The organism is Pseudomonas sp. (assembly GCF_037994325.1).
Classification (GTDB): domain Bacteria; phylum Pseudomonadota; class Gammaproteobacteria; order Pseudomonadales; family Pseudomonadaceae; genus Aquipseudomonas.
In genome coordinates this window covers 1-20,359 of record NZ_JBBNAH010000331.1, presented here as the reverse complement: position 1 = coordinate 20,359, position 20,359 = coordinate 1, and the positions used below count along the sequence as shown (strand labels likewise).

The window sequence follows — 20,359 nt, the reverse complement described above, 5'->3', positions numbered from 1 at the left end:
GCTGTGCGGTGCGCGCGAGCGCTTAGTGCGCCCGGCGTTAGAACAGATCGATAGGCGCGGCGTCATCTGCCGGCAATGGGCTGCCAGGCGCACTGGTGCCTGGATCAAGTTCGTTCATCGGCGGCGGCGAGTCTTCGTTCTTGAATACTTCGAAGTAGGCGTTTGGGGTGCCCGGCGTGGCGGCGCGGCCGCTGACTGGGTCGATGCGCAACGTCAGCAAGCCCGGTGGTTCGGGCAGCACATGCATCGGTTTGTCTTTCAATGCTGCACCCATGTAGCTCATCCAGATCGGCAACGCGACAGTGCCGCCAAACTCATGGCTGCCGAGGCTTTCGGGCTGGTCGAAGCCGGTCCAGACCGTGGTCATGTAATCGGCGTTAAAGCCCGAGAACCAGCTGTCCTTAGACTCGTTGGTGGTCCCCGTCTTGCCGGCAATATCGCTGCGGCCCAACGCCAGAGCACGGCGGCCGGTGCCGCGCTTGATCACGTCCTGCAGCATGCTGGTGAGGATGTAGGTGGTGCGGGCGTCAACAATACGCTCGGCGGCTGCCGGCGCAGGCGCCGCGCTGGCTGGGGCGGGAATGTTCTCGGCGATGGCGGCGGGGTCGACCACGGTGTCTGGTTGGTCCTCGTTCTCGCCGGGCGCGCTTGGCGGGTTGGCTACATACAGCGCTTCGCCGCTGCGGCTGTGAATGCTTTGAATCAGATACGGCTGCACCTTGTAGCCGCCGTTGGCGAAGGTGCTCCAGCCACCGGCGATTTCCACGGGCGTGAGGTTCGCGGTGCCGAGCGCCAGGGAAAGGTTGCGCGGCAGGTCCTGCTTGTTAAAGCCAAAGCGGCTGACGTAATCCAGGGCATATTCAATGCCGATGGCTTGCAGCAGGCGAATGGAGACAAGGTTGCGTGACTTGTACAACGCTTCGCGCAGGCGGATAGGACCAAGGAACGTATTGGTATCGTTTTTCGGACGCCAGACCTGATCGAGGTACTCGTCGACGAAAACAATCGGTGCATCGTTGACCAATGTGGCGGCGGTATAGCCCTTATCCAGTGCAGCGCTATAGATGAAGGGTTTAAAGCTTGAGCCCGGTTGGCGCTTAGCCTGGGTGGCGCGGTTGTAGTTGCTTTGCTCGAACGAGAAACCACCGACCAGTGCACGAATGGCGCCGTTTTTCGGATCCAGCGACACCAATGCGCCTTGTGCTGCCGGGATCTGGCTGAAAACAAGGTTGCCATCCTGCTGGCGCAGCACGCGAATCAGGTCACCAACTTGCACCACGTCATCAGGCTTTTGCGGGCGAGGGCCAAGGCTGTTGGTGTTCAGGAAGGGGCGTGCCCACTTCATGCTTTCCCAGCTGACGGTTTCTTCCTGGCCGCTGCGGGTCAGCACAAGAATGCCGCTTTTTTCCACTTGGGTGACGATGGCGGGTTCGATACCGTTCTGGGTTTTCTGCTTGCTCAACTCGGCTTGCCAGGCTTCGCGGGTCATGCCCGGTAAGCGGGTTTCCGGGCCGCGATAGCCGTGGCGCTGGTCGTAGCTGATTAGGCCACTACGCACTGCTTCGTTGGCAGCTTCCTGAAGGTTGCTCGGAACCGTGGTAGTAACGTGGAAGCCTTCGGTGTAGGCCTCGCTGCCATAACGACCGACCATTTCTGCTCGGGCCATTTCGGCAATGTAGGGCGCTTGCACTTCTGGCGTAGGAACGTGGTAGCTGGCGTCTATAGGTTCGGCCAACGCCGTTTCGTATTGGCCCTGGTCGATTTTGCCGAGCTTGAGCATGCGGCCCAGGATCCAGTCGCGGCGCTCTTTGCTGCGCTGCGGATTGACCAGGGGGTTGAAGCGCGAGGGTGCTTTCGGCAGCCCGGCGATCATCGCCATTTGTCCCAGGCTTAAATCGTGCATAGGTTTTCCGTAATAAACCTGCGCCGCCGCTTCGATACCGTAAGCTCGGTTACCGAGGTAAATCTTGTTGACGTACAACTCAAGAATTTCGTCTTTGCTCAGCTCACGCTCAATTTGTAATGCCAACAGGATTTCATTGATCTTGCGTGAGAAGCTGCGCTCGTTGGTGAGGAAGAAGTTCTTCGCCACTTGCATGGTGATGGTGCTGCCGCCCGATTGTATTTGCCCGCTTTTTAATAATTGCGTGGCAGCGCGCATCAAGCTGCTGAGGTCGACGCCATAATGATTGGCAAAATTATCGTCCTCGGCAGAAAGCAGCGCTTTGATGAAGTTTGGTGGGATGTCCGCAAAGCGGATGGGGGTACGGCGCATTTCGCCAAACTCGGCGATCAGCTTGGCATCGCTGCTGTAGACCCGCAGGGGGATCTGCAGCTGGATGCGGCGCAGCGAGTCCACGGATGGCAATGCCGGGCTAAGGTAGAGATAAGCGCCGGATAGACTGAGCAACAGTCCACAAAAAACGGCTACGCAGGACCACCAGAAGAACTTCAGCAGGCGCATCAAAATTTTTGGATTTCCAGATAAAAGAAAGAGTTAAGCGTAGGGCGATGTCGAAAGGGAAAAACTGTTCACATTATAAGCGCTTTTTTTGCTAGGTAGCCATTTGCGCTTATGTCAAGACTGTTATTTAATGTGAAAAAACATAAATAGTCCGTAAGTCGCGGATGCCAATAGGAAATCGGTCGTGCTAGGGCTCTTCAATAAGAAAGCGAATACGCTGCTGGGGATCGATATCAGTTCGACCTCAGTCAAGCTCCTCGAATTGAGTCGCTCAGGAAGCCGCTACAAAGTAGAGGCTTACGCTGTAGAGCCGCTCCCACCAAATGCAGTGGTCGAGAAAAACATTGCTGAACTGGAAGGCGTAGGCCAGGCATTGGCGCGCGTATTGGCTAAGGCTAAAACGGGCGTCAAAACCGTGGCTGTGGCTGTCGCCGGTTCTGCTGTCATTACCAAAACTATCGAAATGGAAGGCGGGCTTTCCGACGACGATCTGGAAAACCAGCTCAAAATCGAAGCTGATCAATACATCCCTTATCCGCTTGAAGAAGTTGCTATCGACTTTGAAGTGCAAGGGCCTTCGGCGCGCAACGCCGATCGGGTTGATGTATTGCTCGCCGCGTGCCGTAAAGAAAACGTGGAAGTTCGTGAAGCGGCTTTGGCGTTAGCAGGCATGACGGCCAAGGTGGTTGATGTTGAGGCCTATGCGCTGGAGCGAGCTTACGGATTGCTGGCCGCTCAATTGGGCAGTGGCCATGATGAATTGACGGTAGCCATCGTCGATATCGGCGCCACTATGACCACGCTCAGCGTGCTGCATAACGGTCGCACCATCTATACCCGCGAGCAGCTGTTCGGCGGGCGTCAACTCACCGAAGAAATTCAGCGCCGTTACGGGCTTTCGGTTGAGGAAGCTGGGCTTGCCAAGAAGCAAGGCGGCCTTCCAGATGACTACGACAGCGAAGTATTGCAGCCGTTCAAAGAGGCCGTGGTGCAACAAGTTTCGCGCTCGCTGCAGTTCTTCTTCGCGGCCGGTCAATACAACGATGTCGACTACATCCTCCTGGCGGGGGGCACCGCTTCGATTCCGGATCTGGATCGTTTGATTCAGCAGAAGATCGGTACGCAAACCTTAGTCGCCAATCCGTTCGCCGACATGGCGCTCAGTGGCAAAGTCAACGCAGGCGCTCTGGCTAGTGATGCGCCTGCGTTGATGATTGCCTGTGGTCTGGCAATGAGGAGTTTCGACTGATGGCGCGTATTAACTTATTGCCGTGGCGGGAACAGCTGCGCGAGGAACGCAAGCAGCGGTTTATCGTTACTTTGGCTGGCGTGCTGATTGTGGCGGGTGGCGCTGTGTTCCTGGGTGATCAGTACCTGAGCGGAGCAATTGAACAGCAAAATGCACGTAATGAGTTTGTGCAAAAAGAAATTGCTGTCCTCGATGCGCGGATTAAAGAAATTAGTGAGCTGAAAACGCGCCGTCAGCAGCTGCTTGAACGGATGAAGATCATTCAAGACTTGCAAGGCAACCGTCCGATTATTGGTCGAGTATTTGATCAGCTGGCCAGAACGTTGCCTGATGGTGTGTATTTCACAACGTTGTCTATGAAGGGGCAGAGCATCGCCATCACCGGTGCTGCTGAATCCAACAACCGCGTTTCTAACTTGTTGCGTAATCTGGATGCTTCTGACTGGCTCACTGCGCCGAACCTGACAGCAGTCAAGGCGATAACAGCGGGCGAATTGGATCAGGCCAACGTCTTTCAGTTGACTGTGCAGCAAACTCAGCCTGCCGTTGAAGCACAAGGAGTCAAGAAATGAGCCTGGCTGACTCGTTAGAAAGTTTGCGCAAGATAGACCTTGCTGACCTGGATCTTAATAACGTTGGCTCCTGGCCAGCGGCAGTCAAGGCCATTGCCTGCCTGCTTTTGTTGATTGGTGTATTGGCGCTTGGCTACAACTTTCATTTGAAAGATTTGCAGGCTGAACTTGATACGCAACGCGCTCAAGAGCAGACGCTTAAAGAGCAGTATTCCAACAAGGCTTTTCAGGCGGCCAATCTCGAAGCTTACAAAGATCAAATGAAAGAAATGGAAGTTTCTTTCGGTGCTTTGTTGCGTCAGTTGCCCAGCGATACTGAAGTTCCTGGTTTGCTCGAAGATATTACCCGCACTGGTTTGGGTAGCGGTCTTGAGTTTGAACAAATCACACTGATGCCTGAATCGGCCCAACAGTTCTATATCGAACTGCCGATCCAGATCTCTGTTGTGGGGACCTACCATGACCTGGCGACCTTCGCCAGCGGTGTTGCCAGTCTGCCGCGGATCGTCACCTTGCATGATTTCGACATTAAACCAGTGAGCGCTGACAGCACGACTAGATTGCACATGACCATTTTGGCCAAGACTTATCGCTATAACGATAAGGGAGGAGCTAAGTAATGAAAGCTTCCAAACTTATTCTTAGCGCGGTGTTGCTGGCTACGCTGGCCGGTTGTGATTCAAGTGGCGACTTCGCCGACTTGCAAGCTTTTATGGATGACGTGCGGGCTCGGCCAAAAGGTTCGATTGAGCCGTTGCCAAAGTTTCAGCCGTACGAGGCTTTTACTTACAGTGCTTCTGCACTAAGAAGCCCGTTCCAGCCGCCGGTCAAGATTGATCTGGTAAATCGTCAGAAGGGTTCCAAAGAAATCAAACCTGACGAAACTCGAATCAAGCAGTTCTTGGAAGGCTTCAATATTGAAGTGTTCCAGATGGTGGGTACGCTTTCCAACGAGGCCGGTATGTTTGCCTTGGTCAACGGTGCCGGCGGCGTGCATCGCGTGAGAGTGGGCGACTACTTGGGGCGTAACAACGGACGCATCATTGCTATCAGTGAAGCGAAAATCGATGTGGTTGAGATTGTTCCTGATGGTGAAGGTGGCTGGCTAGAACGGCCACGAAGCCTCTCTCTCAAAGAGCGCTCTTAAGGAGTGGGGTGGAAGATGAAAAACTATTACCGGTCGGTACAACGGAACCTGAGTATGAAAAGCCCTCTATCGCGCATCTGCATTTCTGTTTTGGTCGCGGTTATGTCGCCAACTTTGTTGGCCGCTAACTTGAAAACCCTCGATGTCGCCGCACTACCGGGTGACCGTGTCGAGCTCAAATTGGCGTTCGACGAACCTGTCGCCGCCCCACGTGGCTACACCATCGAGCAGCCAGCGCGTATCGCTCTGGACTTGCCGGGTGTAAGTAACCAGACCGGCTCTAAGAATCGTGAGCTGGGTGTGGGTAACGCCCGCAGTGTGACTGTCGTTGAAGCCAAGGACCGTACGCGCCTGATCATCAACCTGGCCAGCCTGGTTCCTTACAGCACCCGTGCTGAGGGCAATAACCTTTATGTGGTCGTTGGCGAGGGTGCCATTTCCCAGGCTTCTACCGCTCCGGTTGCTGCGCCAGTAGCACCTGTCGCGTCTGCGCCAGTTAGGAAGAACTTTGCGCCGGTAAACAAAAGCATCTCGAACATCGACTTCCAGCGCGGCGAGCAGGGCGAGGGTAACGTGGTTATCCAGCTCTCTGATGCCTCGGTTAACCCCGATATTCAAGAGCAAGGCGGCAAGATTCGTTTGGCGTTTGCCAAAACCGACCTGCCTGAGTCGCTGCGCGTTCGTTTGGACGTAAAAGATTTCGCCACGCCAGTACAGTTCGTCAGTGCGGTTGAGCAGGATGGCAAAGCTGTCATTACTGTTGAGCCAACTGGTATGTACGACTACCTGGCTTACCAGGCCGATAACAAGCTGACCATCAGCGTTAAGCCGATCACTCAGGAAGACGCGGAAAAGCGTAAGAAAGATGTGTTCGCCTACAGCGGTGAAAAGCTGTCGTTGAACTTCCAGGACATCGACGTGCGTTCGGTTCTGCAACTGATCGCCGACTTCACCGACCTCAACTTGGTGGCCAGTGACACTGTTCAAGGCAATATCACGCTGCGTCTGCAGAACGTGCCTTGGGATCAGGCGCTGGACTTGGTGCTGAAAACCAAGGGTCTGGACAAGCGCAAAATTGGCAACGTGTTGATGGTCGCTCCGGCAGATGAAATTGCTGCCCGCGAACGTCAAGAGCTTGAGTCGCAGAAGCAAGTGGCTGAACTGGCCCCTCTGCGCAAAGACATCATTCAGTTGAACTACGCCAAGGCCTCGGATATCGCCAAGATCTACGAAGCAGAAGGCGCGAAGGGCACCCTGAAAGACGATATGCGTGGCTCGGTGATCTTCGATGACCGTACTAACAGCCTGATCGTTACCTTGACCCAAGAGCGCATCGACGAGCTGCGTCGCATCATTACCCAGCTGGACATTCCAGTGCGTCAGGTAATGATCGAGGCGCGTATCGTTGAAGCCAACGTTAACTACGACAAGAGCCTGGGCGTACGTTGGGGCGGTTCACAAACCTTCGGTAACGGCAACGGCACCATTGGCGGCGCGGACACCCTGGGTGTGCCATTCGTTGACATGGGTGCTACCAACGCGACTTCCGCGCTGGGTATTGGTTGGGTTAGCGATAACCTGATCCTTGACCTTGAATTGTCGGCCATGGAAAAAACCGGTAACGGTGAAGTGGTATCCCAGCCGAAGGTGGTTACCTCGGACAAAGAAACCGCAAAAATCCTCAAGGGTTCCGAGATTCCGTACCAAGAAGCCAGCTCCAGCGGTGCATCGACTACATCGTTTAAAGAAGCGTCGTTGTCGCTGGAAGTGACTCCGCAGATCACTCCGGACAACCGCATCATCATGGAAGTGAAGGTCACCAAAGACGAACCAGACTTCGCTAACGCCCTGAACGGTGTTCCGCCGATCAAGAAAAACGAAGTCAACGCCAAGGTTCTGGTTAGCGATGGCGAGACAATCGTTATCGGTGGTGTGTTCTCCAACACCCAAACCAAGACTGTCGACAAGGTGCCATTCCTCGGTGACCTGCCTTACCTGGGTCGCATGTTCCGCCGTGATGTCGTCGCCGACACCAAAAACGAACTTCTGGTTTTCCTGACTCCGCGTATCATGAACAACTCGGCAATCGCTGTGAGTCGCTAAATCTGTGCGAAATTTGATTCTCGTAGGCCCGATGGGGGCAGGTAAAAGCACCATCGGGAGGTTACTGGCAAAAGAGTTAAGACTGTCATTCAAAGACTCGGATAAGGAAATCGAGCAGCGTACTGGAGCCAATATTCCCTGGATCTTCGATGTTGAAGGGGAGGCTGGCTTCCGTGAGCGTGAGCAGTCCGTCATCGGCGAGTTGTGTGAGCTCGACGGTGTTGTGCTGGCTACTGGAGGCGGCGCGGTGCTGCGTCCAGAGAATCGCTCGGCGCTGCGTGCCGGTGGCCGTGTGGTCTATCTGCATACTTCTGTCGACCAGCAGTTGGACCGCACTTCTCGTGATCGCAACCGTCCGCTACTGCGTACGGCCAACCCAGGCAAAGTGCTTGCCGACTTGATGCACATCCGCGATCCGCTGTACCGGGAAATCGCGGATGTCATTATCGAAACCGATGAGCGTCCACCGCGCATGGTGGTGCAGGAAATTCTGGAGCGCCTCGAGGCGCTTCATCCACGTTAAAGCGCACGCCGATATGCGCTATCCTATGGCCCTTTTATCGTGGGGGCTTCATGCAGACTCTTCATGTTGAGCTGGGCGACCGTAGTTATCCCATCTATATCGGGGCAAACCTGCTGGTTCAGCCCGAGCTTTTTTCTCGGCATATTGCGGGTAAGCAAGTTGCCATTGTTAGCAACGAAACCGTTGCTCCTCTTTATCTCCAGTCCGTTAAGCAGGCTTTGGCCGGCTTTGATGTTGCCACCGTCATTCTTCCGGATGGCGAGGCGTACAAAGGCTGGGAAACCCTGCAGCTTATTTTCGACGGACTTCTTTCGGCTCGGCACGAGCGCAGCACTACGGTGATTGCCTTGGGTGGCGGCGTTGTCGGCGATATGGCTGGCTTCGCGGCGGCTTGCTACCAGCGCGGTGTCGATTTCATTCAGGTGCCCACCACGTTGCTGTCGCAGGTTGACTCCTCGGTTGGCGGCAAGACCGGTATCAATCATCCCTTGGGTAAGAATATGGTCGGTGCCTTCTATCAGCCCAATGCGGTGCTGATTGATACGGCGACCCTGAACACCCTGCCGGCTCGTGAGTTGTCTGCTGGTCTGGCTGAAGTGATCAAGTACGGTCTGATCTGCGATGAGCCATTTCTGACCTGGCTTGAGGCCAATATGGATGCCTTGCGCAGCCTCGACCAAGCAGCGCTGACCGAAGCCATTGCTCGCTCCTGCGCGGCCAAAGCCAAGGTGGTTGGCGCCGATGAGCGCGAGTCAGGCGTGCGCGCCACGCTCAATCTTGGCCACACCTTTGGCCATGCCATCGAAACCCATATGGGCTACGGCGTCTGGCTACATGGCGAGGCGGTTGCAGCGGGTACGGTGATGGCGCTGGAAATGTCTTGCCGCCTGGGCTGGATCACTGCCGCCGAGCGTGATCGTGGTATTCGCTTGTTTCTGCGTGCCGGCTTGCCCGTAATTCCGCCAGAAGAAATGAGTGCAGAGGATTTTCTCACCCATATGGCGGTCGATAAGAAAGTTCTTGGCGGTCGGCTGCGTCTTGTTTTGCTTCGCCAGATGGGCGAAGCGGTAGTGACGGGCGATTTCCCGCGCGAGATTTTGGATGCCACTCTGGTTGCGGACTACCGCGCCATGGTGGAACACCTTAAAGACTAATTGAGAGCCCCATGACCAGTCTGCACGCCGACGAGGCCTTTCTCGGCCACTACCAGTTCAGTCACGACCCTTTTGCCGCTCGCGTTCCAGGCTTTAAATTTTTCCCGGCGCAACGTAAGCCGGTGCTGGGTCAATTACATCACTTGGCGCGCTACAGCCAGTTGCTTCTTGTTGTCAGCGGTCCGCAAGGTAGCGGAAAAACCCTGCTGCGTCAGGCGCTGGTTGCCAGTACCAATAAGCAAGCGGTCCACAGCGTGGTGTTTTCCGCGCGTGGTGCGGCCGATGCTGGCGGCGTTATGCGTCAAATCGCCCAAGGTTTGAACGTTCAACAGTCGGACGCCCGCTCGCTGCTGTCTCAGGTGGCGCAGTTGTCGCTGACCGGTCAGGAAGTCTACCTGCTGATTGATGACGCCGAGTCGCTGGATAACGACGCCCTCGACGCGCTCCTGGCCCTGGCTGCGGGCAATGCCGAAGGCCGCCCGCACGTATTCTTGTTTGGCGAGTCGGCCATGCTGCCGCGCCTGGAATTGCTTGCCGATGGCGAGGAGCGCTTCCACGCCATTGAGCTGGACCCGTACAGCGAAGAAGAAACCCGCGAGTATCTGGCGCAGCGTCTTGAAGGCGCAGGGCAGGGCATTGAGTTGCTCAGCGAAGAGCAGATCGCCGATATCCATTTGCAGTCTGCCGGCTGGCCGGGTGCGATCAATCAGGTGGCGCGCGAAACCCTGATCGAGTCGATGCTGGCCAATCGCGGTGGCGTACAGAAGGCAGGTATGGCGTTCAAACTTCCGAAAAAACATCTGATCGCTCTGGTGGTGGTGGCAATCGCCGTGGGCGCCGCCTGGCTGATGCAGGGGCGCAGCAAACCGGACGCGCAAGCTCCGGCGGTTGCGCAGTTGCCATTGGGTAGTACGCCAGCCCCAGCGGTCGACGCCACTGCGCCAGCGGATGGTAAAGGCCCCGCGGTTGAATTTGCCGGCTCCGGTCAACCGCTGCCGTTGCCATTGGTTGGTCAGGCGCAGCCGGTGATTCGTGAGCCATTGGCGCAAGCGTCCGGTTTGGGTGAAAACGACGATGACGGCGCGATTGAGCCGCCTGCCAGCGCTACGCCGCCGACAGTTACCAGCATGGCGCCACCGCAAGGTGCAACGCCTAGCGCGGCTCCTGCAGCCCCTGTAATCGCGCCGGCTGTTAAGCCTGCTCCGGTGACTACGCCTGCACCAACCGTTGCCAGTGCGGCAAAACCGCCAGTGGCGGCGCCGGCGGCGAAACCGACTGCGCCAGCTGCGACGGCCGCCAAGCCTGCTACTGCGCCAGTTAAACCGGTTGCCAAGGTTGAGAAACCTGCGCCCGCCTCAAGCGGTTCTGCCGGTGCTTGGCATGCCAGCCAACCGGGTGGCAATTACGCGCTGCAAGTGTTGGGTACCGGTTCGGAAAGCGCGGCACAGGCGTTTGTTCGCGAGCAAGGTGCGGAGTATCACTACTTCAAGAAAACCCTCAACGGCAAACCGCTCTACGTCGTCACCTACGGCAACTTTGCCAATCGCGCCGCCGCCCAGGCTGCGATCAAGACCCTGCCTGCTAAGGTTCAAGCCGGCAAGCCCTGGCCCAAGACCTTCTCCAGCATCCAGCAGGAGGCTCAAGCGCGCTGATTTAATGTGCGCCTGAGTGCAATGACCGGGTGGTCTTTAGCACGACCGCCTGGTACTTTCTTATAGAAAGGCGACATAAGGTTTCGCGCTTTCGCCGCGGGACGTTTGTTCGCTGAGATTCGTCTGTGTACAATGACCCCCCTTTTGCCTGCGCAAAGCTGGCGCATTGACCTGCGCGCACGGTAAGTGTTTGAAATAGATCAAAGTTTGCCTGGTGAGAGTCCCTATGAAAGCAGGTCTATACCATCCTGATGAGTTCAAGGATAACTGCGGCTTCGGCCTGATCGCCCATATGCAGGGCGAGGCGAGTCATCACTTGCTGCAAACGGCTATTGAAGCCCTGACCTGCATGACGCACCGCGGCGGCATTAACGCCGACGGTAAGACAGGTGATGGCTGCGGCCTGCTGATCCAGAAGCCTGACGCCTTTCTGCGTGCCGTTGCCAAAGAGCAATTTGCCGCCGACCTGCCGGCCCAATACGCCGTCGGCATGGTGTTCCTCAACCAAGACGCGGCCAAAGCCGACGTTGCGCGCGAGAACATGAACCGCGAAATTCTGGCTGCTGGGCTGCAACTGATCGGCTGGCGCAAAGTGCCCATCGACACCAGCGTGCTCGGCCGCCTGGCCCTTGAGCGCCTGCCGCAGATCGAGCAGGTGTTTATCGGTGGTGCCGGCCTGAGCGACCAAGAGTTCGCCATCAAGCTGTTCAGCGCCCGCCGTCGTTCTTCGGTGGCCAACGCCGCCGACAGCGATCACTACATTTGCAGCTTCTCGGCCAAGACCATCATCTACAAAGGTTTGATGATGCCGGTCGACCTGCAGCAGTTCTATCCGGACCTCGGTGACGAGCGCCTGATGACTGCGATCTGCGTGTTCCACCAGCGCTTCTCCACCAACACCCTGCCGAAATGGCCGTTGGCCCAGCCGTTCCGCCTGTTGGCGCACAACGGTGAAATCAACACCATCACCGGTAACCGCAACTGGGCCGTGGCCCGTCGCACCAAGTTTGCCAACGACCAGTTGCCCGACCTCGACGAGCTCGGCCCGCTGGTGAACCGCGTAGGTTCCGACTCCTCAAGCATGGATAACATGCTTGAGCTGATGGTTACCGGTGGCATGGATCTGTTCCGTGGTATTCGTATGATCATTCCGCCTGCGTGGCAGAACGTCGAAACCATGGACGCCGACCTGCGTGCCTTCTACGAATACAACTCCATGCACATGGAACCGTGGGATGGCCCTGCTGGCGTGGTACTTACCGACGGCCGCTACGCCGTGTGCTTGCTCGACCGTAACGGCCTGCGCCCGGCGCGTTGGGTGACCACCCAGAACGGCTATATCACTATCGCCTCGGAAATCGGCGTATGGGATTACAAGCCTGAGGACGTGATCGCCAAAGGCCGTGTGGGCCCGGGCCAGGTCTTGGCCGTGGATACCGAAACCGGTCAGGTACTGCACACCGACGATATCGACAGCCGCTTGAAATCGCGCCACCCCTACAAGCAGTGGCTGCGCAAAAGCGCGGTGCGCATTCAAGCGACCATGGACGACGACCATGGCGCCGCCAGCTATGGCAGCGACCAGCTCAAGCACTACATGAAAATGTTCCAGGTCACCTTTGAAGAGCGTGACCAGGTGCTGCGTCCATTGGCCGAGCAAGGCCAGGAAGCGGTGGGCTCGATGGGTGACGACACGCCAATGGCGGTACTGTCGCAACGTGTGCGCCCGACTTACGACTACTTCCGCCAGCAGTTCGCCCAGGTGACCAACCCACCAATCGACCCGCTGCGTGAAGCCATCGTGATGTCCCTGGAGATCTGCCTGGGCGCCGAGCGCAATATTTTCGAAGAGTCGCCGGCTCACGCTTCGCGCGTAATCCTCAGCTCGCCAGTGATTTCGCCGGCCAAATGGCGCTCGTTGATGAACCTGGAAACCCCCGGTTTCGAGCGTCAGGTTATCGACCTGAACTACGACGAAAGCGTTGGCCTGGAAGCCGCTGTGCGTAATATCGCCGACCAGGCTGAAGAAGCGGTACGTGGCGGCAAGTGCCTGTTGGTGCTGACCGACCGCAATATCGCCCCAGGCAAGCTGCCGGTTCACGCCTCGCTGGCGGTCGGTGCGGCGCACCATCGCCTGATCGAAAAAGGCCTGCGTTGCGACTGCAACATCCTGGTTGAAACCGCTACCGCCCGCGACCCGCACCACTTTGCTGTGTTGGTAGGTTTCGGTGCCTCGGCGGTTTACCCGTATCTCGCTTACGAAGTGCTGGCCGACCTGATCCGCACCGGCGAAGTGCTGGGCGATCTGTACGAAGTCTTCAAGAACTACCGCAAAGGCATCTCCAAAGGCCTGCTGAAAATCCTCTCCAAGATGGGCATTTCCACCGTCGCCTCGTACCGTGGTGCGCAGCTGTTTGAAGCCGTTGGTTTGTCCGAAGAAGTGGTTAACCTGAGCTTCCGTGGTGTGGCTAGCCGCATCAAAGGCGCGCGCTTTGTCGATATCGAAGCCGAGCAGAAACTGCTTGCCGCTGAGGCCTGGAACAACCGCAAAAACATCCAGCAGGGCGGGTTGCTCAAGTTTGTGTACGGCGGTGAATACCACGCCTACAACCCGGACGTGGTCAACACCCTGCAGGCTGCGGTGCAGAGCGGCAGCTACGCGAAATTCAAGGAATACACCACGCTGGTCGACACCCGCCCGGTGTCGATGATCCGTGACCTACTGAAAGTCAAAGAAGCCGCAACGCCGTTGGCACTCGACCGAGTCGAGCCGCTGGAAGCGATCCTCAAGCGCTTCGACTCGGCCGGTATTTCCTTGGGCGCCTTGTCGCCGGAGGCTCACGAAGCTATCGCCGAAGCCATGAACCGTCTGGGCGCGCGTTCCAACTCCGGTGAAGGCGGCGAAGACCCGGCGCGTTACGGCACCGTGCGCAGCTCGAAAATCAAGCAGGTGGCCACTGGCCGTTTTGGCGTTACCCCGGAATACCTGGTGAACGCCGAAGTGCTGCAGATCAAAGTGGCCCAAGGCGCCAAGCCGGGTGAAGGCGGTCAACTGCCAGGCGGTAAGGTCAACGGCCTGATCGCCAAGCTGCGTTACGCCGTACCTGGCGTAACCCTGATTTCGCCACCGCCGCACCACGACATCTATTCCATCGAAGACTTGTCGCAGCTGATTTTTGACCTTAAGCAGGTCAACCCATCGGCGTTGGTCTCGGTGAAGTTGGTAGCAGAGGCTGGCGTGGGCACCATCGCCGCTGGCGTGGCCAAGGCCTATGCCGACCTGATCACCATCTCCGGTTACGACGGTGGTACCGGCGCTTCGCCGCTGACCTCCATCAAGTACGCCGGCGCGCCATGGGAGCTCGGCTTGGCCGAAACCCACCAAACCCTGCGCGGCAACGACCTGCGCGGCAAGGTGCGAGTACAAACTGACGGCGGCCTGAAAACCGGACTCGACGTGATCAAGGCCGCCATCCTCGGCGCCGAAAGCTTCGGCTTTGGTACCGCACCAATGATCGCCCTGGGCTGCAAATACCTGCGTATTTGCCACCTGAACAACTGCGCCACCGGTGTCGCCACGCAGAACGATAAGCTGCGCAAAGACCACTTCATCGGCACCGTCGAAATGGTGATGAATTTCTTCACCTTTGTTGCCGAAGAAACCCGCGAGTGGCTGGCCAAGGTTGGCGTTGCCAGCCTGGAAGAGCTGATTGGCCGTACCGACCTGCTGGAAATGCTGCCGGGTGAAACCGATAAACAGCAGCACCTGGATCTGAGCCCGCTGTTGGGCAGCGACCATATTCCGGCGGACAAACCGCAGTTCTGCCAAGTCGACCGCAACCCGCCGTTCGACGAAGGTAAGCTGGCTGAGCATATGGTTGGCCTGGCCAAGTCGGCGATCGACGGCCTGACCGGCGCTGAGTTCGAGCTGGATATCTGCAACTGCGACCGTTCCATTGGTGCCCGTGTATCCGGCGAAATCGCCCGTGTGCATGGCAACCAAGGCATGGCCAAAGCGCCGATCACCTTCCGCTTCAAGGGCACTGCCGGCCAGAGCTTTGGTGTGTGGAACGCCGGTGGCTTGAACCTGTACCTGCAAGGCGACGCCAACGACTACGTCGGCAAGGGCATGACGGGCGGCAAGGTGGTGATCGTGCCGCCGGCCAACAGCGCGTTCAAAACCCAGGATGGCGCCATTGTCGGCAACACCTGCCTGTACGGCGCCACCGGCGGCAAGCTGTTTGCTGCCGGTACTGCCGGTGAGCGTTTTGCCGTGCGTAACTCCGGTGCCCACGCGGTCGTTGAAGGCACTGGCGACCACTGCTGCGAATACATGACTGGCGGCTTTGTCGCTGTGTTGGGCAAGACCGGCTACAACTTCGGCTCGGGCATGACCGGCGGTTTCGCCTACGTGCTCGACCTGGACAACACCTTTGTTGACCGCGTGAACCATGAGCTGGTGGAAATTCAGCGCATCAGCGGCGAGTCGATGGAGTCGTACCGTAGCCACTTGCAACGTGTGCTGGCCGAGTACGTTGAGGAAACTTCCAGCGAATGGGGTCGCAACCTCCTGGAAAACCTCGATGACTACCTGCGCAAGTTCTGGCTGGTCAAACCGAAAGCCGCCAGCCTTGGGTCGCTGCTGTCCAGCACCCGTGCTAACCCACAATAATTTGCGCCTGCCGTAGTGTGATGAGGTTTTAACCATGACTGAACGTCTGAACAACGACTTCCAGTTCCTCGATGTCGGGCGCAAAGATCCGAAGAAGAAACTGCTGCGTCAGCGCAAAAAGGAATTCGTCGAGATCTATGAGCCCTTCAAACCGGCTCAAGCCGCCGACCAGTCGCATCGTTGCCTGGGCTGCGGTAACCCGTATTGCGAGTGGAAGTGCCCGGTGCACAACTTTATTCCGAACTGGCTGAAACTGGTCTCGGAAGGCAACATCCTGGCCGCTGCTGAACTGTCGCACCAAACCAACACCCTGCCGGAAGTCTGCGGCCGTGTGTGCCCACAAGACCGTCTGTGCGAGGGTGCCTGCACCCTTAACGACGGCTTTGGTGCGGTGACCATCGGTTCGGTGGAGAAGTACATCACCGACACCGCCTTTGCCATGGGCTGGCGCCCGGATATGTCCAAGGTGGTGCCGACCGGCAAGCGCGTTGCCATTATTGGCGCCGGCCCCGCTGGCCTGGGTTGCGCCGACGTACTGGTGCGTAACGGCGTGTCGCCGGTGGTGTTCGATAAGAACCCGGAAATCGGTGGCCTGCTGACCTTTGGCATTCCCGAATTCAAGCTGGAAAAGAGCGTACTCAGCCGCCGCCGTGAAGTGTTCACCGGTATGGGGATCGAGTTCCGCTTGAACATGGAAGTGGGTAAAGACGTCACCGTCGAGCAACTGCTCGAAGAATACGATGCCGTGTTTATGGGCATGGGCACCTACACCTATATGAAGGGCGGCTTCCCCGGTGAAGACCTGCCAGGCGTACACGATGCCTTGGATTTCCTGATCGCCAACGTCAATCGCAACTTAGGTTTCGAAAAGGCCCCGGAAGACTTTATCAATATGAAGGGCAAGCGCATCGTTGTGCTCGGTGGTGGCGATACCGCCATGGACTGCAACCGCACCTCGATTCGCCAGGGCGCCAAGTCGGTGACCTGCGCCTACCGTCGTGACGAAGAAAACATGCCCGGTTCGCGTAAAGAGGTAAAAAACGCCAAAGAAGAAGGCGTGAAATTCCTCTACAACCGCCAGCCAATCGCGATCGTCGGTGAAGACCGCGTCGAAGGCGTGAAGGTGGTCGAGACCCGTCTCGGCGAACCGGACGCCCGTGGCCGTCGCAGCCCTGAGCCGATTCCAGGATCTGAAGAAATCATCCCGGCGGAAGCCGTGTTGATCGCCTTCGGTTTCCGCCCAAGCCCAGCGCCGTGGTTCGAGCAATTCAGCATTCAGACCGACAGCCAGGGCCGCGTAATCGCCCCGGAACAAGCCAAGTTCAAACACCAAACCAGCAACCCGAAGATTTTTGCCGGTGGCGATATGGTGCGTGGCTCGGACTTGGTGGTGACGGCGATTTTCGAAGGTCGCCAAGCGGCTGAAGGGATTCTGGATTACCTGAACGTGTGATACGTCTTAGCTCCGTCATTCCCGCGCAGGCGGGAATCCAGAGTTGGGCGGAAAACGTGTTCTCCTGTTTCACTCTGGGTCCCCGCCTGCGCGGGGACGACGAAGGCAGGCGTTCAAGTCCGCTATCCTGCGCGACAAATTGACTCCATAGACAAAAGGCACGGCACTCGCCGTGCCTTTTGCTGTGCGCTCTGCGAAAATGCCCGCACTTTTTTGCTGCCTACTTTTCGCAGGAACTGCCATGACCGCCTTGAAGAACGACCGTTTCCTTCGCGCCTTGCTGAAACAGCCTGTCGACGTCACGCCAGTGTGGATGATGCGCCAAGCCGGTCGCTACTTGCCCGAGTATCGCGCCAGCCGCGCCAAGGCCGGCGACTTTATGGGCCTGATGCAAAACCCGCAATTCGCCTGTGAAGTCACCCTGCAACCGCTGGACCGCTACCCACAACTGGACGCGGCCATTCTGTTCTCCGACATCCTCACCATCCCCGACGCCATGGGCCAAGGCTTGTACTTTGAAACCGGCGAAGGTCCGCGTTTCAAGAAAGTCATCAGCAGCCTGGCCGACGTTGAAGCGTTGCCGATCCCTGATCCGGAAAAAGACCTCGGCTACGTGATGGACGCCGTACGTACTATCCGCTCAGCCCTGAATGGCCGCGTGCCGTTGATTGGTTTCTCTGGCAGCCCCTGGACTCTGGCCACCTATATGGTCGAAGGCGGTTCTTCCAAAGACTTCCGCAAAACCAAAGCCATGCTCTACGACAATCCGCAGGCTATGCACTTGCTGCTCGACAAGCTGGCGCAGTCGGTCACCAATTACCTCAACGGGCAGATTCTCGCCGGTGCGCAAGCGGTGCAGATTTTCGATACCTGGGGCGGCAACTTGTCGTCGGCGGCGTACCTGGAGTTCTCCCTGGCCTATATGAGAAAGATCGTCAGCGGTCTGATCCGCGAACACGACGGGCGCAAGATCCCGGTGATCCTCTTCACCAAAAACGGGGGCCTGTGGTTGGAGTCGTTGGCCGAAGCTGGCGCCGACGCCCTGGGTCTGGACTGGACCTGCGATATCGGCGAAGCGCGCCGCCGCGTGGGTTCGCAGGTATCGCTGCAAGGCAATATGGACCCCACCGTGCTCTACGCCCAGCCAGCAGCAATCCGCAACGAAGTGGCGCGTATTCTGGCCAGCTACGGCAAAGGCAGCGGCCACGTCTTCAACCTCGGCCACGGCATTACCCCGGAAGTTAAACCCGAGCATGCCGGTGCGTTCCTGGAAGCGGTGCATGAGCTGTCGGCGCAGTATCACCAGTGAGGTGTTTGGCTGAAATGAGAAGGGCGCCGAGAGGCGCCCTTTTTTTGTCGACGATGCGCTTGAATCTTGCGCGCCTGGTCGGGTATGAAAAAATTTAAATCGGGGTCTTTTAAGGCAGCGGCGCAAACGGCGAGCCGCCATCGGCGGTTTGTAATTCGATGAGGTAGTTGCGGAAGATCTGCCCCAGCACCTGGGTGGCAATCTCCAACTGCTCACGTGGCATCTGTGCAGCAACCTGGTCGGCGGTATCCAGCGCATCCTCAGCGCCATTCACCGCCGCCATTTTCAGCACGATATAGGCCTGCACGTTATTGGCCTGCACACCTTCACCGCGGAAAAACATCATGCCCAGGCGGTATTGGCTTTGCGCGTGCCCCTGAAGTGAGGCTTGTTCGAACAAGTTCAGCGCCTGCGGCAAATCACGCGGTGCTTGCTTGCCGTCGTAGTAAAACTCGCCGAGTTCGTATTGGGCTTCAGGGTCGCCGCTCTGCGCGGCTTGTTGGCAGGAAGCAAGGGCTTCTGCCTGGTCTTCGGGAAGGGTGTTGAGCGAACAGCGGCCGGTGGCCGGAATCAGCAAGGAGTTGCCGCCAGCCGATGCAACCAGTGGCAGCAAAAGCAACAGGCAGCCCAGGGATAGGGTGCGGCCGATGCAGTTCATAACAATCAACATGCCTCATAAAGCGTGCGGGCAATTGGCCCGGCCGACGGAAAAACGACGGCCCGCGCATTATGGAATAAGCAGGCCCATCGTTACAAAGTCTTTACCGACTTTTCTGTCTGCGCGGTTACACCGTTGCGCCCGTTCAGGCCCAGCAGCAGCCACGTCAGCAGCGGATAGGCCAAGCTTAGCAGTGCATGAAATACGTCTGCCCGTTGTAACGGGCCTATAACGCCCTGGGTGCCAATCACCAGCCCGGCGACGATAAACAGCGCCACCACGCCCACTGCTGCGAGCAACCGGTTACGGCCTGAGCCGATGCCGGCATACAACACCAACCCCAGCGTCGCCAGGTTTAGCAGCAGCTTGTAGGTGTCGAGCATGCCCAGGCGCTGAGCGCCTTCAAACAGCACGCTGAGGCTGATGATCACCCAGCACCAACCCAGCCGCTGCCAATGCCAGCCACGCGTCAGTGTCAGGGCGACAACGCCCAGAATCGGCAGGGCTAACAGGCTGCTGGCCTGGCTAAGCTTGGCGTGCAGCACCTGCCAGCTTAGGTCCACGCCAAAATGCAGTACGCCCACCACAGCCGCGGCGCCGGTCAGTAGCAACGCGGCAATAGCCATCAGCCAGGTCGCGCGCAACGGTTTCTCGGCCCACTGCGGGCTACGCAAAATGCCGATCACGCTGGCCAAACAGGCCAGCGCCAGCAGTGCATCAGAAGCGGCCGTGCTGGAATGCATCAGCGCAATGCCGCGAAGGCGCGCTCAGCGGCGTCGAGGGTGATTTGCAGCTCTTTGTCGCCGTGGGCGATGGAGGTGAAGCCGGCCTCAAAGGCACTTGGCGCCAGGTACACGCCGCCGTCGAGCATCAGGTGGAAGAACTTCTTGAAGCGTTCGGCATCGCTGCTCATCACGTCGTCAAAGGTGACGATGTCATCGGCGCCGCTGAAGTACAGGCCAAACATGCCGCCCGCCTGGGTGGTCACAAACGGCACGCCAGCCGCGTCGGCGCGCTGTTGCAGGCCGTCGAGCATGCGCGTGGTGTAGGCGGTGAGCTCGTCGTGGAAACCGGGGCGGCGGATCAGGTTCAGGGTGGTCAGGCCAGCGGCCATGGCCAGCGGGTTGCCCGACAGCGTGCCCGCTTGGTACACCGGGCCAAGCGGGGCGATCTGTTGCATGATTTCGCGCTTGCCGCCAAAGCAGCCCACCGGCATACCGCCGCCGATAATTTTGCCGAACGTCGACAAGTCTGGGGTTACGCCGTAGTAAGCCTGGGCACCGCCGAGGGCAACGCGGAAGCCGGTCATTACTTCGTCAAAAATCAGCACCACGCCGTGCTTGTCGCATTGCTCGCGCAGGCCTTCAAGAAAGCCCGGTGCCGGTGGCACGCAGTTCATATTG

Annotated in this window: 15 protein-coding genes; 11 read left to right on the top strand and 4 right to left on the bottom strand. The window is 58.0% G+C overall.

All coding sequences use genetic code 11. The features are described from left to right. Positions 1-37 precede the first annotated feature (37 nt). The gene (locus tag AAAB16_RS11185) at positions 38-2,464 is read right to left on the bottom strand and encodes a penicillin-binding protein 1A (protein ID WP_340663380.1); all 2,427 of its coding nucleotides are present in this window, start codon (positions 2,462-2,464) and stop codon (positions 38-40) included. 184 nt (positions 2,465-2,648) lie between these two features. On the opposite strand from AAAB16_RS11185, the gene AAAB16_RS11180 reads away from it, so the two are divergent. The 11 genes from AAAB16_RS11180 (at position 2,649) to hemE (ending at position 18,298) form a co-directional block, all read left to right on the top strand. Then, positions 2,649-3,713, top strand: a complete 1,065-nt coding sequence (locus AAAB16_RS11180; protein ID WP_110617272.1) for a pilus assembly protein PilM — start codon at positions 2,649-2,651, stop codon at positions 3,711-3,713. Further along, a complete protein-coding gene (locus tag AAAB16_RS11175; RefSeq protein ID WP_110617273.1) occupies positions 3,713-4,285 on the top strand; it encodes a PilN domain-containing protein in 573 nt (190 codons plus the stop codon). Before AAAB16_RS11180 ends, AAAB16_RS11175 begins: the two co-directional genes overlap by 1 nt. Continuing rightward, the gene (gene pilO, locus AAAB16_RS11170; protein ID WP_340663379.1) at positions 4,282-4,905 is read left to right on the top strand and encodes a type 4a pilus biogenesis protein PilO; all 624 of its coding nucleotides are present in this window, start codon (positions 4,282-4,284) and stop codon (positions 4,903-4,905) included. The genes AAAB16_RS11175 and pilO overlap by 4 nt, the downstream gene beginning before the upstream one ends. Next, positions 4,905-5,432 carry a type 4a pilus biogenesis lipoprotein PilP gene (gene pilP / locus AAAB16_RS11165; RefSeq protein WP_340663378.1) on the top strand — a complete coding sequence of 176 codons (528 nt, stop codon included), beginning with the start codon at positions 4,905-4,907 and terminating at the stop codon, positions 5,430-5,432. The genes pilO and pilP overlap by 1 nt, the downstream gene beginning before the upstream one ends. Before the next feature lie 54 nt (positions 5,433-5,486). After that, positions 5,487-7,535 (top strand): type IV pilus secretin PilQ, encoded by a 2,049-nt coding sequence (pilQ, locus tag AAAB16_RS11160; RefSeq protein WP_340663377.1) that lies wholly within the window; start codon positions 5,487-5,489, stop codon positions 7,533-7,535. A 4-nt stretch (positions 7,536-7,539) separates the two neighbouring features. Then, positions 7,540-8,058 carry a shikimate kinase AroK gene (gene aroK / locus AAAB16_RS11155; RefSeq protein ID WP_110617276.1) on the top strand — a complete coding sequence of 173 codons (519 nt, stop codon included), beginning with the start codon at positions 7,540-7,542 and terminating at the stop codon, positions 8,056-8,058. 50 nt (positions 8,059-8,108) lie between these two features. Further along, positions 8,109-9,212 carry a 3-dehydroquinate synthase gene (aroB, locus tag AAAB16_RS11150; RefSeq protein WP_340663376.1) on the top strand — a complete coding sequence of 368 codons (1,104 nt, stop codon included), beginning with the start codon at positions 8,109-8,111 and terminating at the stop codon, positions 9,210-9,212. An 11-nt stretch (positions 9,213-9,223) separates the two neighbouring features. After that, on the top strand, positions 9,224-10,864 hold the full coding sequence (locus tag AAAB16_RS11145) for an AAA family ATPase (protein ID WP_340663375.1): 1,641 nt from the start codon (positions 9,224-9,226) through the stop codon (positions 10,862-10,864). Positions 10,865-11,090: 226 nt separating this feature from the next. Continuing rightward, the gene (gene gltB / locus AAAB16_RS11140; protein ID WP_340663374.1) at positions 11,091-15,536 is read left to right on the top strand and encodes a glutamate synthase large subunit; all 4,446 of its coding nucleotides are present in this window, start codon (positions 11,091-11,093) and stop codon (positions 15,534-15,536) included. A gap of 34 nt (positions 15,537-15,570) precedes the next feature. Continuing rightward, positions 15,571-16,989: an FAD-dependent oxidoreductase gene (locus tag AAAB16_RS11135; protein WP_340663373.1), complete on the top strand. Its 1,419-nt coding sequence runs from the start codon at positions 15,571-15,573 to the stop codon at positions 16,987-16,989. A 241-nt stretch (positions 16,990-17,230) separates the two neighbouring features. Continuing rightward, positions 17,231-18,298 (top strand): uroporphyrinogen decarboxylase, encoded by a 1,068-nt coding sequence (gene hemE / locus AAAB16_RS11130; RefSeq protein ID WP_340663372.1) that lies wholly within the window; start codon positions 17,231-17,233, stop codon positions 18,296-18,298. 109 nt (positions 18,299-18,407) lie between these two features. Here the strand turns inward: hemE and AAAB16_RS11125 are convergent, their stop codons facing one another. The 3 genes from AAAB16_RS11125 to AAAB16_RS11115 all read right to left on the bottom strand — a co-directional run. Beyond that, positions 18,408-18,956 (bottom strand): tetratricopeptide repeat protein, encoded by a 549-nt coding sequence (locus AAAB16_RS11125; protein WP_340663371.1) that lies wholly within the window; start codon positions 18,954-18,956, stop codon positions 18,408-18,410. A gap of 92 nt (positions 18,957-19,048) precedes the next feature. After that, positions 19,049-19,699, bottom strand: a complete 651-nt coding sequence (locus tag AAAB16_RS11120) for a hypothetical protein (protein WP_340663370.1) — start codon at positions 19,697-19,699, stop codon at positions 19,049-19,051. After that, a partial coding sequence (locus tag AAAB16_RS11115; RefSeq protein ID WP_340663369.1) for an aminotransferase class III-fold pyridoxal phosphate-dependent enzyme occupies positions 19,699-20,359 on the bottom strand: 661 nt, incomplete at its 5' end. The genes AAAB16_RS11120 and AAAB16_RS11115, both read right to left, overlap by 1 nt.

What these genes read in the sequence shown, in the direction of transcription:
- AAAB16_RS11125 (WP_340663371.1), bottom strand. Translation starts at nt 18,956, where the DNA reads ATGAACTGCATCGGCCGCACCCTATCCCTGGGCTGCCTGTTGCTTTTG.
- pilQ (WP_340663377.1), top strand. Translation starts at nt 5,487, where the DNA reads ATGAAAAGCCCTCTATCGCGCATCTGCATTTCTGTTTTGGTCGCGGTT.
- AAAB16_RS11185 (WP_340663380.1), bottom strand. Translation starts at nt 2,464, where the DNA reads ATGCGCCTGCTGAAGTTCTTCTGGTGGTCCTGCGTAGCCGTTTTTTGT.
- pilO (WP_340663379.1), top strand. Translation starts at nt 4,282, where the DNA reads ATGAGCCTGGCTGACTCGTTAGAAAGTTTGCGCAAGATAGACCTTGCT.
- aroB (WP_340663376.1), top strand. Translation starts at nt 8,109, where the DNA reads ATGCAGACTCTTCATGTTGAGCTGGGCGACCGTAGTTATCCCATCTAT.
- AAAB16_RS11175 (WP_110617273.1), top strand. Translation starts at nt 3,713, where the DNA reads ATGGCGCGTATTAACTTATTGCCGTGGCGGGAACAGCTGCGCGAGGAA.
- AAAB16_RS11135 (WP_340663373.1), top strand. Translation starts at nt 15,571, where the DNA reads ATGACTGAACGTCTGAACAACGACTTCCAGTTCCTCGATGTCGGGCGC.
- AAAB16_RS11120 (WP_340663370.1), bottom strand. Translation starts at nt 19,699, where the DNA reads ATGCATTCCAGCACGGCCGCTTCTGATGCACTGCTGGCGCTGGCCTGT.
- AAAB16_RS11145 (WP_340663375.1), top strand. Translation starts at nt 9,224, where the DNA reads ATGACCAGTCTGCACGCCGACGAGGCCTTTCTCGGCCACTACCAGTTC.
- gltB (WP_340663374.1), top strand. Translation starts at nt 11,091, where the DNA reads ATGAAAGCAGGTCTATACCATCCTGATGAGTTCAAGGATAACTGCGGC.
- pilP (WP_340663378.1), top strand. Translation starts at nt 4,905, where the DNA reads ATGAAAGCTTCCAAACTTATTCTTAGCGCGGTGTTGCTGGCTACGCTG.
- hemE (WP_340663372.1), top strand. Translation starts at nt 17,231, where the DNA reads ATGACCGCCTTGAAGAACGACCGTTTCCTTCGCGCCTTGCTGAAACAG.